The following is a 12283-nucleotide window of genomic DNA, read 5'->3' on the forward strand; positions in this document are numbered from 1 at the left end:
GTGGCCCCGTCATGACAGCGGAGTCAAGCGTGGGTGAACAGCGCCGGTCGCCCGGCGGGAGGTCAGCGGGGCAGCTCGCGCAGGGACTTGCGGAGCGCGGCGGCGCCGGTGAAGAGCACGCCGGTCATGCCCGCGCGTTCGGCGCCCTCGACGTTCTCGGCCCGGTCGTCGACGAAGACGATCTCGGACGGGTCGGCGCCCAGCTCGCGGGCGACCTCGTCGAAGATCTCCCGGTCGGGTTTGACCAGGCCCATCCTGCCGCTGTAGAAGCGGTGGCCGATGGCGGCGATCCAGGGCAGCTCGTCGAGGCCGTCGGCCATGCAGACGGGCATGTTGGACAGCAGCGCCACGCCGTCGCCCGCGTCGAGGACCTCACCGAGGACGGCGACCGTGCCCTCGTCGGGGTAGGCCCAGCTCGCGACGTCCATGGCCACCAGGCGGGCGACCTCGGAGGGGGTGGCGGCCCGGTCCAGCACGGCCGACCAGTAGCCGATGGGGCTCAGGCTCGCCCGGTCGAACTCCAGGCGGTGCTCCCAGTAGCGGCGCAGGAACGCCTCGGGCTCCGCGCCGACGGCGAGCGCCATGGCCTCGGCGTCGGCCGCGGGCTGCGGCAGGGACAGGACGTTGCCGTAGTCGAACACAATCCACGTCATGCAAGGAATGGTCGCAGATGCGGGTCGAGCGCCGGGCAGCCCAGGTATTTCTCGGCCGTGTGGAAGTCGATCCAGTCGAGGTTGACCAGCTCCTCGACGTCCACGCCGGTGAAGCTGGCGCGCAGGGCGGGCGGGATGGCGGCGATGTCGTCCTTGTCGGCGATGTTCACCCAGCGGGCGACGTTCCTGGGGCGTTCGCCGAGGCCGTTGACGGGGGCGGGCAGCAGGCGTTCGAAGACGACGTTGCGCATGCCGAGCGGGCTGCCGAGCGTCAGCAGCAGGTCGACGGGCAGGTCGGGGTTGGCCCACAGGGCCTCGTAGGCCACGACGCTGCCGAGCGAGTGGGCGATGACCACCCGCGGCCGGTTCCTGCGGATGGCGTCGGCCACGGCCAGCCGGCACTTCTCGCGCCGCTCCTGGTCGGTGAGGTAGACCGCGACCTCGGGCGCGAACAGCTTGGCGAACGCCGCCGACCTGCTGTCGAGCTTGCCGAGCAGCCATCCGGTGAACGACTTGAGCGCGCCGGTGACGTGCTCGCCGAGCCCGAGGTCCTTGGCCCATTCGACGAGCACCTGCTGGGTGGCGGCCTCGACGCGGGCCGCCGCCTGCGGGGAGCTCTCCCCTGGCTTGGGGTCGCGCAGCAGGTGGGAGAAGTAGGCGACCTCGCTGAAGTAGGCGGCCGTCTCGCCGCCGAGCGCCGCGTGCAGGTAGCGGTCCCACTTGAGCCGCATGGCCGCGGCGGCCCCGGTGGCCGACCCGCCGGCCTCCAGGTAGTAGTTGTACTTGCCGATCCCGTGCACGCCCACGATGGCCGTCACAGCGCCTCCCCCTGACCGCTCGATCTTTCCGCGGATATTGGCATACGCCGCCCGTCCCCGCCCGTCAAGAGCCGTCGGAGTTTAGCCTTGCCTAAAGGTTTAGGTAGAGCTAAAGTGGAGTCACGAGGACGGACAGCGTCGAGAGCGAGACCGACATGGCCTTTCGCCGGAACCCCCGCGACGAGGTGGGCGGTCTCGCCCAAGAGGTCGTCGACGAGATCACGTGGTACATGCGGGAACACAAGATCACCCGTGCCGATCTGGCCACGTCGCTGGGCGTCTCGCCCGGCCGGGTGAGCCAGATACTCTCCGGCGACGAGAACCTGACGCTGCGCACGCTCGGCGCGGTCGTCGACGCGCTCGGCGCCCGCCTGGAGCTCACGCTCGGCGACGCCGAGGACTCCCCCGCCGCCCTGGCCTGAGCGCCGGCCGCCACGCCCGGTCAGCGGGCGCGGGCGATGTGCTCGCCGCCGCGGGCCCGTGACGGCGGCACGTATCCCGGCAGCGAGCGGTAGCCGGCCCGGTAGGCCGCGGCCAGCAGGCGCAGCACGTCGTTCTCCGCGTCGTGCCGCAGCACGCCGTGCAGCCGGTGGAGGTTGCCGAGGTAGCGCTCGTACCTGGGGGTCCTGGTGTGGCGGGAGAGGGTGAGCGCGGTGGCCACCTTCGAGCGGGCGGCGCCGTCCTCGATCAGCGCGGCCACGTCCAGCCTGCGTTCGACGGCGTCCAGGCGGGCGTGCACCCGTTCGCGCCGCCGGTCGTCGGCCGACAGACGGTCGCGGATGCGCTCGTGGTAGCGGGCCGCGGCCAGGCTCAGCTCGTAGACGTTCCAGGACGGGTCCACCCGTTTCTCGCACCAGACGCGCTCGTCCTCGGCCATCGCCTGGTCCAGCCGGGCCAGCAGCGACACCAGCCAGAACGTGGCCGCCTCCCGGGCCAGCGAGCGCCGCTCGTCCTGCCTGGCGCGCATCTGGCCGAGCCACAGGCCGCTCGGCGCGGCCGCGCCCAGGACGGTGGCCAGCGAGTCGCTCAGCAGCGCGTGCCCGGCCAGCGCGACGCCGGCGGACAGACCGCCGGTGAGCAGGCTGATGGCGACCGCGAGCCGCCGCCCGGCGGGCCCGAAAGGCCGGCCCTTCCCCTGGCACCTCAGCAGCAGGAAGACGACGGCGGAGACCACGGCGAGCCCAACGGTCAGCGCCGCCTGCGCGACCCACTTCGGGTCCATGGAATGAGCCCTTCCCGCGAAATGTTCTCTCCATATTCGCAGCGAGGACAGTGATTGAAAATGCCGTTGCGGACGGCATATGTCGCTCATATACGGTGACACTCATCTGAGCAAGGCGCATTCATCCGGAACAGGAGCTCCCACCATGCCCGGCCCGCTGGTCGTCAACGACTCGATCGTCATCCCCGACGTCGAGCTCGTCTGGCGCTTCTCCCGTTCCTCAGGTCCGGGCGGCCAGGGCGTCAACACCACCGACAGCCGGGTGGAGCTGATCTTCGACGTGGCCGCGAGCACCGCGATCCCGCCCGCGCTCAAGGCCCGCGCGCTCGACCGTCTGGGCGCCACCACGATCACCGTCGTGGCCTCGGAGTACCGGTCCCAGCTGCGCAACAGGGAGGCCGCCGGTCACCGGCTGGCCCAGCGCGTCCGGGAGGCGGTCGCGCCGCCGCCCAAGCGCCGCCGCCCGACCAAGCCGAGCCGGGGCGCCGTCGAGCGCCGCATCGCGGGCAAGAAGCACCGTTCCGACGTCAAGCGCCTGCGCCGCGACCCCCACTGAGCCCGCCCCGGGAGCACGCCGGGATCAGAGCGAGAACGCCGGTTCCCTGACCCCCGCCGGGCAGAGCTGCCCGATCACCGCGCGCACCTGGCCGCGCAGCACGGGGTCGGTGAGGTGGCCGTCGTCGTCGAAGTGCGGGCAGGCCGGCGAGATGACCAGCTCGGCGCCCATGACGACCGCGTCCGCGCCCTGGAGCTGCTTGTAGAGCTCCGCCTGCGCCCACATCGCGCCGCACGCCCGCGCGCTGGCGCTCATCACCGCCACGTGCTTGCCGGACAGCACGTCGCCGGCCGAGAGCCATTCCAGCGTGTACGTCAGCTCCGGCGGCAGCAGGCTGTGCTCGGGAGCCGTCAGCAGCACCGCGTCCGCCCCGGCGACCAGCCCGAGCAGCTCCCTGGCCGCCACCGGCACCTTGCCCGGCTGGTACGGCGGGACGTCGCCCATCCCCGTCCAGATCTCGAACCGTACGCCTTCCGGCAGTTCGCCGCCCGCTGCGTCCAGCAATCTGTTGATGAAAGACCCCGCGTGGAGACTGGCGGCGATCCCGATGATTTTCACCTACTGCTCCCCAGGCGTTCCGGTGTCACCTGGAAACTTCCCGATGCCTCGGATGTCCAAGACCAGCCCGAGGTCAAAAGCAGCTCAGTCTTCGCCTCAGCGCCGGTGACGCTCCTGGTCAGGCGGGCGTCGGAAGATCAGCGCGAGCACCCGCAGCACCATGATCGAGGCGATCACCAGCAGGTTGTAGCCGAGGAGCTGGTACAGGCTCGTGGTGCCGACCACGACGGGCCCGCCCTCGATGCCGAGCAGCAGCACCGCCATGAGCCCGGCCGTCGCGCCGAGCACGGTGAGCAGCACCTGGTGGACCAGGCCGGTGACGTAGCGGCGGTCGCGGTCGTCGGCCAGCAGCCGGACGTTCAGGCTGAACCTGCCGTGCTCGGCGGCGCTGGCGATGCGCTCGACCCGGCGCGGCAGGCGGCGCAGCATCGGCAGCAGCGCGGCCAGCTCCTGGCCCACGGCCTCCTTGACCGACTCCGGCCCGGCCCGCTCGGCCAGGTAGCGTCCGGCGAACGCGCGGGCCTCGCCGATCAGGTTGAAGCCCGGCGACAGGCGCACGAGCGTGCCCTCCAGCGTGGCCAGGGCCCGGAAGACGGCGGCCACCTCGGGCGGGATGGACAGCCCGTACTCCGAGACGATCTTGAACAGGTCGGTGAACATCTGGACGCTGTCCATGCCGGGCCCGAGATGCCTGGCCATGAACTGGCCGAGCGCCCGCTCCAGCGCCGCCTCGTCGATCTCCTCCGGCCGTGGGACGACCTCCAGCAGCGCGTCGGTGACGCCGAGCGGGTCCTGCCGGTTCATCGCGAGCAGGAAACGCTGCAGGGCCGAGCGGACGGAGCCGTCCAGGCGGCCGACCGAGCCGAAGTCGAGCAGGCCGAGCGTGCCGTCGTCGAGCAGCATGAGGTTGCCCGGGTGGGGGTCGGCGTGGAAGACGCCCTCGACGAGGATCTGCCTGAGCAGGCAGTCGAGCAGGTCGCGGGCCAGCGCGGGCCCCTGGCCGGGGGCGGCCGCGGTGACCGGCCCGCCCGACAGGCGCCGCATGACCAGCACCTGCTCGGTGCAGAGGGCGGGGAACGGCTCGGGGTAGGTGACGCCGCCGCTGCCGGAGGCGGCCACGGCGGCCATGTTGGCGGCCTCGACGCGGAAGTCCAGCTCCTCGCGGATGGCGACGGCGAACCCCTCGGCCAGGTCGCGCAGCCCCAGCGAACGCCCCCACCGGGTCCTGGACTCCAGCGTGGCGGCCAGCCGGCGGACGATGTCGAGGTCCTGGGCCACCACGCCCTCGATGCCCGGCCTGCGCACCTTGACCACGACGTCCTCGCCGGTGTGCAGGCGGGCGGTGTGGGCCTGGCCGATGGAGGCGGCGGCCAGCGGCGTCCGGTCGAAGGCGGCGAACACCTCCTCGACCGGCCCGCCCAGCTCGGCGGCGAGCACCGGCTCGATGCGCTCCCACGGCGCGGGGGCGACGTGGTCCTGCAGGCGGCCCAGCTCGTCGATGAACTCGGCCGGCAGCAGGTCACGCCGGGTGGACAGCACCTGGCCGAGCTTGACGAAGGTGACGCCGCCGTCGTCGAGCGCCTGGCGCAGCGACCTGGCCAGGCGCACCTTGCCCGACCTGTCCTCCAGGCTCTCGCCACGGCCCCGCAGGTAGGGGCCGAGGCCGTGCCGGAACGCGATCCTGGTGATCTGCGAGTAGCGCCGGGCCCGGCGGATCCGGCCGCGCAGCGAGCGCAGCACCTCCAGCGGCCCCGGCACCGAGCCCGGCGGGACCAGCGCCTCGGCCAGCACCAGGATCACCATGGGGATGAGCACCATGCACATGGCGATCAGGAGCAGCAGCCCGAGCGCGCCCGCGTCGGGCGTGGTCTCCGGGTTGACCGGCCCGAACGAGGCGATCACCGGCGTCAGCATCGGCTGGGCCAGGCCCCAGGCCACCATCGCGGCCAGGAAGGTGCGTAACGCGCCGAACCTGACCCCGAGCAGGCGTTGGGCCGCCGTCGCCAGCAGCAGGATCATCACCAGGATGGCGAGCGAGACGAACAGCGTGCCCAGGAGCTCCATGAGGAGGGATCATGCCACGGCCGCGCAGGCGGCGGCCCGGCGGCGGCCCGGTGTCAGCCCCTGGCGGCGGCGCGGGCGCGGCGCTCTTCGCGGCGCTCGACGAACCTGGCGGCCGTGACCTCGGTCTTGGCCAGGAACGCCGACAGCTCCTCGCGGGCCCGCTCGCCCTCGGCGTCGAGCCCGGTCTTGTCGAAGACCGCCCACTGGCGCAGCACCGGCATGAGCACGTCGTCGAGGTGCAGGCGCAGGTCGTAGATGCCCTCGTGGGCGATGATCATGGCCTTGCGGGCGAAGCCCTCCATGCCCGTGCCGGGCATCTGGAAGGTGGTGACGACGTCGGTCACCGCGCGCATGGTCTGGTTGGGGTCGAGCTCGAAGGCCGCCTTGAGCAGGTTGCGGTAGAAGAGCATGTGCAGGTTCTCGTCGGCGGCGATGCGGGCGAGCAGGCGCTCGCAGCCCTCGTCGCCGGAGGCCCTGCCGGTGTTGCGGTGGGAGATGCGGGTGGCCAGCTCCTGGAAGGAGACGTAGGCGAGCTGCTGGAGCATGGTGTTGTACTCGGTGACGAAGCCCTGCTCCATGTGGTGCATGCGGGCCCGCTCCAGCGCGACCGGGTCGACCGCGCGGGTGACGGTGAGGTAGTCGCGCAGGGCGGTGCCGTGGCGGTCCTCCTCGGCGGTCCAGCGGTGGACCCACGTGCCCCACGCGCCGTCACGGCCGAACGTGGTGGCGATCTCGTGGTGGTAGCTGGGCAGGTTGTCCTCGGTGAGCAGGTTGACGATCAGCGAGATGCGGGCGGCCTCGGGGATCTTCGAGTCGCCCTCCTGCCACGCCTGGCCGCCGTAGATGCCGTCGAAGTCACGCCCTTCGCTCCACGGGATGTACTCGTGCGGGAACCACTCCTTGGCCGTCGCGTTGTGGCGATCGAGCTCCACGCCCACGACGGGTTCGAGCTCGTGCAGCAGTTCCGTCTGAGACATCGCCATAAAGATCTTCTCCTTCAGGTTACGGGACCGTAGGTTAGGCTACCCGAAGGCCATGTGATGCGGTGTCGACCTCGTTGTCCTAAATGCCGACGTGTTGCAGCAGCCGGTCCAGTTTGATGTTGAGGTCGAGGATCTCCGAGCGCAGCGAGTTGAACTCCTCGGCCATCGCCGTCCTGACGAACCGCAGCTCCTCGGTCACCTCGACGCGCAGTGTCGCCAGCTCCGCCTCCGCGCCCTGCTCCCCCGGCTCCTCACGCCACACGGCCGCCTCCTCGCATTCGGTAAGTCACCTTCCGCGACCAAGGATCGCAGCCGGGCGCGCGCCGCACCGCCGGACGGCGGCCGCCGGGAGTGGTTTTCTTCTTCCGGGCCACGATCCTCCGCGCCTCGGAAGAAGACTTGTCATCCCGGGCGAGCCACCGCGCTCAGATCAGGTCGACGAGGTCGGCGACCGACTCGACGACCAGCGAGGGACGGTAGGGGAAGCGGTCGATCTGGTCGCGCTGGGTGACGCCGGTCAGCACCAGGATCGTGAACAGCCCCGCCTCCATGCCGGAGACGATGTCGGTGTCCATGCGGTCGCCGATCATGGCGGTGGTCTCGCTGTGGCCCTCGATGGCATTGAGCGCGCTGCGCATCATGCGGGGGTTGGGCTTGCCCACGAAGTACGGCTCGACGCCGGTGGCCTTGGTGATCATCGCGGCCACCGCGCCGCAGGCCGGCAGCGAGCCCTCGGTGGAGGGGCCGATCGGGTCGGGGTTGGTGGCGATGAAGCGGGCGCCGGCCTCGATGAGCCGGATCGCCCGGGTGATCTGGGTGAAGCTGTAGGTGCGGGTCTCGCCGAGCACGACGTAGTCGGGGTCGAGGTCGGTCAGGATGTAGCCGACCTCGTGCAGGGCCGTGGTCAGGCCGGCCTCGCCGATCACGTACGCCGACCCGCCGGGACGCTGGTCGTCGAGGAACTGGGCGGTGGCCAGGGCGGAGGTCCAGATGGACTCGGCGGGCACGTCGAGGCCGGCGCCGGCCAGGCGCACCGACAGGTCGCGCTGGGTGTAGATGGAGTTGTTGGTCAGGACCCGGAACTTCTTGTCGGACTCCTTGAGCCGTTTGATGAATTCGTCCGCACCGGGGATCGGCCGCCCCTCGTGGACGAGGACGCCGTCCATGTCGGACAACCAGGAGTCGATCCGCTTACGCTGAGTCACCCGTTCATGGTATCGAGCGTGCCTTGTCGACTTCTCGCCGCACACGTGAACAATGTTCATCATGTCGTTCACTGAATCCGCCCTGGACATGCGGGACGAACTCATCCAGCTCCGCCGCTCCCTGCACACCACCCCCGAGCTCGGCCTGCAACTGCCGAGGACGCAGGAGAAGGTGCTGGCCGCGCTCGACGGGCTCCCCCTGGAGATCACCACCGGCAAGACCCTCAGCTCGGTCACCGCAGTGCTGCGCGGCGGCCGGCCTGGCCCCGCGGTGCTGCTGCGCGGCGACATGGATGCCCTGCCGGTGACCGAGCGCAACGACCTGCCCTACATCTCGCAGAACGTCGGCCAGATGCACGCCTGCGGCCACGACCTGCACACCGCCATGCTGGTCGGCGCGGCCCGGCTGCTCAGCGCGCGGCGCGCGGACGTCGCCGGTGACGTGATCTTCATGTTCCAGCCGGGCGAGGAGGGGCACGACGGCGCCAAGCACATGATCGGCGAGGGCGTGCTCGACGCGGCCGGCGCCCGGCCGGTGGCGGCGTACGGGATGCACGTGGTGTCGGCCATGCTGCCGCCGGGGCTGTTCGCCTCGCGGGGCGGCCCGATGATGGCCGCGGCCGACGTGTTCTGCGTGACGGTGAAGGGCACCGGCGGGCACGGGTCGAGCCCCCACCGCGCCAAGGACCCGATCGCGGCCGGCTGCGAGATGGTGACGGCGTTGCAGACGATGGTGACCCGCACGTTCGACGTGTTCGACCCCGTGGTGATCACCGTGGGCACCTTCCACGGCGGCTCGGCCGACAACGTGATCCCCGACGAGGCGCGCTTCGAGGCGACCGTGCGCACGTTCAGCAAGGAGCACCGGAGGCTGGTCAAGCGGCGTCTGGTGGAGGTGGTCGAGGGCATCGCGGCCGCGCACGGGCTCGCGGTCGAGGCGTCGTTCGGCATGGGGTACCCGGTGACGGTCAACGACCAGGGCGAGGCCGGGTTCGTCTCGGCGACCGCCGACGAGCTGTTCGGGCCGGGCCGCTACTTCGTGGCGCCGCAGCCGGTCATGGGGTCGGAGGACTTCTCGTACGTGCTGGAGGAGGTGCCGGGCGCGTTCGTCTTCCTGGGGGCCTGCCCGCCCGACCGCGACCCGGCCACGGCGCCCTACAACCACTCGCCGGACGCCGTCTTCGACGACTCCGTGCTGCCCGACGGCGCCGCGCTGTACGCCTCGCTGGCCTACGAGCGCCTGTCGAGGCCGTGATGCGCGCCTGGGTGGTGGACCGGCCGGGGCCGATGGCGACCGGCCCGCTCGTGCGGGTCGAGCGGGACGTCCCCGAGCCCGGCCCCGGCGAGGTGCTGGTCCGGGTCGAGGCGTGCGGCGTGTGCCGGACCGACCTGCACCTGGCCGAGGGCGACCTCGCGCCGCGGCGGCCGCGGACCACCCCCGGGCACCAGGTGGTGGGCCGGGTCGAGGGCTCCGGCGAGCGGGTGGGGGTGGCCTGGCTGCGCTCGACGTGCGGCCGGTGCCGCTACTGCCTGCGCGGCACGGAGAACCTCTGCCCCGACTCCACCTACACCGGCTGGGACGCCGACGGCGGCTACGCCAAGTACGTCGTGGCCCCCGCCGGCTACGTCTACCCCCTGCCGGACGACGTGCCGGCCGAGCGGCTGGCGCCGCTGCTGTGCGCCGGCATCATCGGCTACCGGGCGCTGGCCCGCTGCGACCTGCCGCCGGGCGGCCGGCTCGGCATCTACGGCTTCGGCTCCTCGGCCCATCTCACCGCGCAGGCGGCCATCGCGCAGGGCGCCACGGTGCACGCCGTGACCAGGTCGGACGCCTCCAGGGAGCTGGCGCTGGAGCTGGGCGCGGCCTCGGCGGGCGACCGGCCGCCCGAGCCGCTGGACGCGGCGATCCTGTTCGCGCCGGTCGGCGACCTGGTGCCGCCCGCGCTGGAGGCGCTCGACCGCGGCGGGACGCTGGCGATCGCCGGCATCCACCTGACCGACGTGCCCGCGCTGAACTACGAGCGGCACCTGTTCCAGGAGCGCACGCTGCGCAGCGTGACCGCCAACACCAGGGCCGACGGCCGGGCCTATCTGGAGCTGGCGCTGGCCCATCCGCCGCGGGTGGCGACCACGCTCTACCCGCTGGAGGAGGCCGGCCGGGCGCTGGCGGATCTGGCCGCCGACCGCGTCAGCGGCGCCGCCGTGCTGGTCGTGGACTGAAGCCCCGCTCCGTCGCACGATGGAGATTGGCGCCACGGCGGACCTCTATGAAGGAAAGTTACATTACACTCACAACATCTGGAGATTATTGACGCTGCCTGCTGGCGACCGTAGGGTCCGGTCAATTCCCTACAGATCCTCAACAGGTCCGACATCCCCCGGAGCGGCAGATGAAGCGACTGGCAGCGGTAGTGGCGTTGCTGGGCCTCGCCACCGCCACAGCGGCGTGCAGCGGTGGTACTAACAACAAGTCCGGCGGCTCGAGCGGTGGTGGTGGCGGGCTCTTCACCACGATCGACGTCAACAGGCCCGGCCTGGAGGCCACGGCCCCGGCCAACCCGTACAACCCGAAGGGCAACTCCTTCCCCGGCTACACGGCGATGAAGCTGGGCTGGGTCAAGAACCACCTGACCGACCCCAACCAGGCCCTCCCCGGCATCGCGGAGAGCTGGGAGATCGCGCCGGACAACTCGGCGATCACCCTCAAGCTCCAGCCGAACGCCAAGTGGTCCGACGGCAAGCCGGTCACCGCCGAGGACGTCAAGATGTCCATCGGCATCGCCTACACCCAGGGCAGCACGGCGTTCTCCATCACGCCGGGCGCCGCGGGCGCGGCGGCGGACGTGACCGTGGTCGACGACCACACCCTCAAGATCACCCAGGACATGGCGAACCCGAGCCCCAAGTTCGCCCGTGGCGTGCTCGACACGTTCGTCCTGCCCTCCCACGTGTGGAGCAGCGTGCTCCCCGCGGACTTCTGGGACCAGCTCAAGGCCTCCAGGGGCGAGGGCGCCGAGGCCGACAAGGCCCGCGAGACCATCACCGGCCTGGGCGAGAAGGTGCTCACCTTCGCCCCGCCGAAGGACACCTCGGCCGGCCCGTTCGTGCTGGAGCGGGTGAACCCGTCCGAGGCGCTGCTGGTCAAGAACAAGTACTTCTACAACGCCGCGAACGTGGCGCCGGCGCAGGTGAAGTTCCTCAACTACACCGGCAACGAGCAGATCTGGAACTACCTCACCGCGGGCAAGCTCGACCACGCCGGCTTCACCGCCGCCCCGTCCGACGTGATGAACCGGATCAAGGCGGCCGCCGGCAACGAGGTCATCAAGGGCTACTCGCCGGTCGCGGTGAGCATGGCCTTCAACCAGTCCAAGAAGCCGTACGACAACGTGCACGTGCGGCGCGGCCTGGCCTACCTGATCAACCGCGAGGAGGTCACCAAGGTCGCCTCGCCCGAGGGCGGCACGGCGGCGGTCACCACCAGCGGCATCCACCAGAAGGCCGCGCAGGCGTGGATCCCTGACGAGCTGCCCAAGCTGGAGCCGTACGCGCCCAACGTGGCCAAGGCCGAGGCCGAGTTCAAGGAGGCCGGCCTCACCAAGAAGGACGGCAAGTGGACGCTGGCCGACGGCTCGGCGTGGAAGGTCTCCATGCACGCGCCCTCCGGCTTCTCCGACTGGCTGTCGGCCCAGGAGAACATCAAGAGCCAGCTCGTCAAGGCCGGCGTCGACGCCGAGGTCGTCACGGCCAACGACTACCCCCTCTACCTGGAGGAGCTGGCGGCCGGCAAGTACGACGTGGGCTTCTGGCTGATGGCGCTCGGCCCCGCGCCGTACGACATCTACCAGCGCCTGTACGGCGCCTCCAACGGCTGGACGAACGTCGCGGGCAAGGTCAAGCACTCCGAGCCCGGCAAGGCCGGCAACTGGATGGGCGGCCCCGAGGAGATCGAGGTCGACGGCGCCAAGATCAACCCCGGTGAGCTGACCGGCAAGCTGAACTCCGCCACCGAGGAGCAGGCCAAGCCGATCATGGCCCAGCTCGCCAAGGCCGCCAACCAGGACCTCCCGGTCATCCAGCTCTGGGACTACGTCAACACCCAGTTCGTCAACAACAGCCGCTTCACCGGCTGGCCGCACGACGACGAGATCCTGCGCATGGGCGCCGGCGTCCTGCCCTCGGGCGTCTGGATCCAGCTCGGCATGATCAAGGCGAAGTCGTAGT

General features: G+C 71.2%; 13 protein-coding genes. 5 read left to right on the forward strand and 8 right to left on the reverse strand.

From position 1 onward, the window contains the following. Positions 1 to 62 precede the first annotated feature (62 nt). Together ACFYUV_RS18935 and ACFYUV_RS18940 are read right to left on the reverse strand one after the other, a co-directional pair. On the reverse strand, positions 63 to 653 hold the full coding sequence (locus ACFYUV_RS18935) for an HAD family hydrolase (RefSeq protein WP_387669923.1): 591 nt from the start codon (positions 651 to 653) through the stop codon (positions 63 to 65). Beyond that, positions 650 to 1471 carry a hypothetical protein gene (locus ACFYUV_RS18940; RefSeq protein WP_387669924.1) on the reverse strand — a complete coding sequence of 274 codons (822 nt, stop codon included), beginning with the start codon at positions 1469 to 1471 and terminating at the stop codon, positions 650 to 652. Before ACFYUV_RS18940 ends, ACFYUV_RS18935 begins: the two co-directional genes overlap by 4 nt. A gap of 155 nt (positions 1472 to 1626) precedes the next feature. On the opposite strand from ACFYUV_RS18940, the gene ACFYUV_RS18945 reads away from it, so the two are divergent. Next, complete coding sequence (locus ACFYUV_RS18945) at positions 1627 to 1893, forward strand: helix-turn-helix domain-containing protein (RefSeq protein ID WP_387669925.1); 267 nt, start codon at positions 1627 to 1629, stop codon at positions 1891 to 1893. Positions 1894 to 1913: 20 nt separating this feature from the next. Here ACFYUV_RS18945 and ACFYUV_RS18950 read toward each other — a convergent pair whose 3' ends face one another. After that, a complete protein-coding gene (locus ACFYUV_RS18950) occupies positions 1914 to 2693 on the reverse strand; it encodes a hypothetical protein (RefSeq protein ID WP_387669926.1) in 780 nt (259 codons plus the stop codon). 145 nt (positions 2694 to 2838) lie between these two features. Between ACFYUV_RS18950 and arfB the strand changes: the two genes are divergently transcribed. Next, positions 2839 to 3249 (forward strand): alternative ribosome rescue aminoacyl-tRNA hydrolase ArfB, encoded by a 411-nt coding sequence (gene arfB, locus ACFYUV_RS18955; protein WP_387669927.1) that lies wholly within the window; start codon positions 2839 to 2841, stop codon positions 3247 to 3249. A 24-nt stretch (positions 3250 to 3273) separates the two neighbouring features. Here the strand turns inward: arfB and ACFYUV_RS18960 are convergent, their stop codons facing one another. From ACFYUV_RS18960 to ACFYUV_RS18980, 5 genes are all read right to left on the reverse strand, one after another. Then, entirely contained in the window at positions 3274 to 3807 is a 534-nt protein-coding gene (locus tag ACFYUV_RS18960; protein ID WP_352327446.1) for an NAD(P)H-dependent oxidoreductase, read from the reverse strand. Between the two features lie 96 nt (positions 3808 to 3903). Beyond that, positions 3904 to 5871 carry an AarF/UbiB family protein gene (locus ACFYUV_RS18965; protein ID WP_358293201.1) on the reverse strand — a complete coding sequence of 656 codons (1968 nt, stop codon included), beginning with the start codon at positions 5869 to 5871 and terminating at the stop codon, positions 3904 to 3906. Between the two features lie 53 nt (positions 5872 to 5924). Further along, positions 5925 to 6854 (reverse strand): acyl-ACP desaturase, encoded by a 930-nt coding sequence (locus tag ACFYUV_RS18970; RefSeq protein WP_387669929.1) that lies wholly within the window; start codon positions 6852 to 6854, stop codon positions 5925 to 5927. A gap of 79 nt (positions 6855 to 6933) precedes the next feature. Next, entirely contained in the window at positions 6934 to 7116 is a 183-nt protein-coding gene (locus ACFYUV_RS18975) for a hypothetical protein (RefSeq protein WP_358293204.1), read from the reverse strand. 163 nt (positions 7117 to 7279) lie between these two features. Next, entirely contained in the window at positions 7280 to 8020 is a 741-nt protein-coding gene (locus ACFYUV_RS18980) for an HAD-IIA family hydrolase (RefSeq protein WP_364334674.1), read from the reverse strand. 100 nt (positions 8021 to 8120) lie between these two features. On the opposite strand from ACFYUV_RS18980, the gene ACFYUV_RS18985 reads away from it, so the two are divergent. From ACFYUV_RS18985 to ACFYUV_RS18995, 3 genes are all read left to right on the forward strand, one after another. Continuing rightward, a complete protein-coding gene (locus ACFYUV_RS18985; protein WP_387669931.1) occupies positions 8121 to 9314 on the forward strand; it encodes a M20 family metallopeptidase in 1194 nt (397 codons plus the stop codon). Next, complete coding sequence (locus ACFYUV_RS18990; protein ID WP_387669933.1) at positions 9314 to 10279, forward strand: zinc-dependent alcohol dehydrogenase family protein; 966 nt, start codon at positions 9314 to 9316, stop codon at positions 10277 to 10279. Before ACFYUV_RS18985 ends, ACFYUV_RS18990 begins: the two co-directional genes overlap by 1 nt. Before the next feature lie 170 nt (positions 10280 to 10449). Further along, positions 10450 to 12282, forward strand: coding sequence for an ABC transporter substrate-binding protein (locus tag ACFYUV_RS18995; protein ID WP_387669934.1), 1833 nt, complete (start codon positions 10450 to 10452; stop codon positions 12280 to 12282). Position 12283: the final 1 nt, after the last annotated feature.

Source organism: Nonomuraea sp. NPDC003560 (assembly GCF_042878785.1).
Classification (GTDB): Bacteria; Actinomycetota; Actinomycetes; order Streptosporangiales; family Streptosporangiaceae; genus Nonomuraea.

Coding starts and splice junctions, on each gene's coding strand:
- ACFYUV_RS18935 (WP_387669923.1), bottom strand. CDS start 653: ATGACGTGGATTGTGTTCGACTACGGCAACGTCCTGTCCCTGCCGCAG.
- ACFYUV_RS18945 (WP_387669925.1), top strand. CDS start 1,627: ATGGCCTTTCGCCGGAACCCCCGCGACGAGGTGGGCGGTCTCGCCCAA.
- ACFYUV_RS18950 (WP_387669926.1), bottom strand. CDS start 2,693: ATGGACCCGAAGTGGGTCGCGCAGGCGGCGCTGACCGTTGGGCTCGCC.
- arfB (WP_387669927.1), top strand. CDS start 2,839: ATGCCCGGCCCGCTGGTCGTCAACGACTCGATCGTCATCCCCGACGTC.
- ACFYUV_RS18965 (WP_358293201.1), bottom strand. CDS start 5,871: ATGGAGCTCCTGGGCACGCTGTTCGTCTCGCTCGCCATCCTGGTGATG.
- ACFYUV_RS18970 (WP_387669929.1), bottom strand. CDS start 6,854: ATGGCGATGTCTCAGACGGAACTGCTGCACGAGCTCGAACCCGTCGTG.
- ACFYUV_RS18980 (WP_364334674.1), bottom strand. CDS start 8,020: ATGGACGGCGTCCTCGTCCACGAGGGGCGGCCGATCCCCGGTGCGGAC.
- ACFYUV_RS18985 (WP_387669931.1), top strand. CDS start 8,121: ATGTCGTTCACTGAATCCGCCCTGGACATGCGGGACGAACTCATCCAG.
- ACFYUV_RS18990 (WP_387669933.1), top strand. CDS start 9,314: ATGCGCGCCTGGGTGGTGGACCGGCCGGGGCCGATGGCGACCGGCCCG.
- ACFYUV_RS18995 (WP_387669934.1), top strand. CDS start 10,450: ATGAAGCGACTGGCAGCGGTAGTGGCGTTGCTGGGCCTCGCCACCGCC.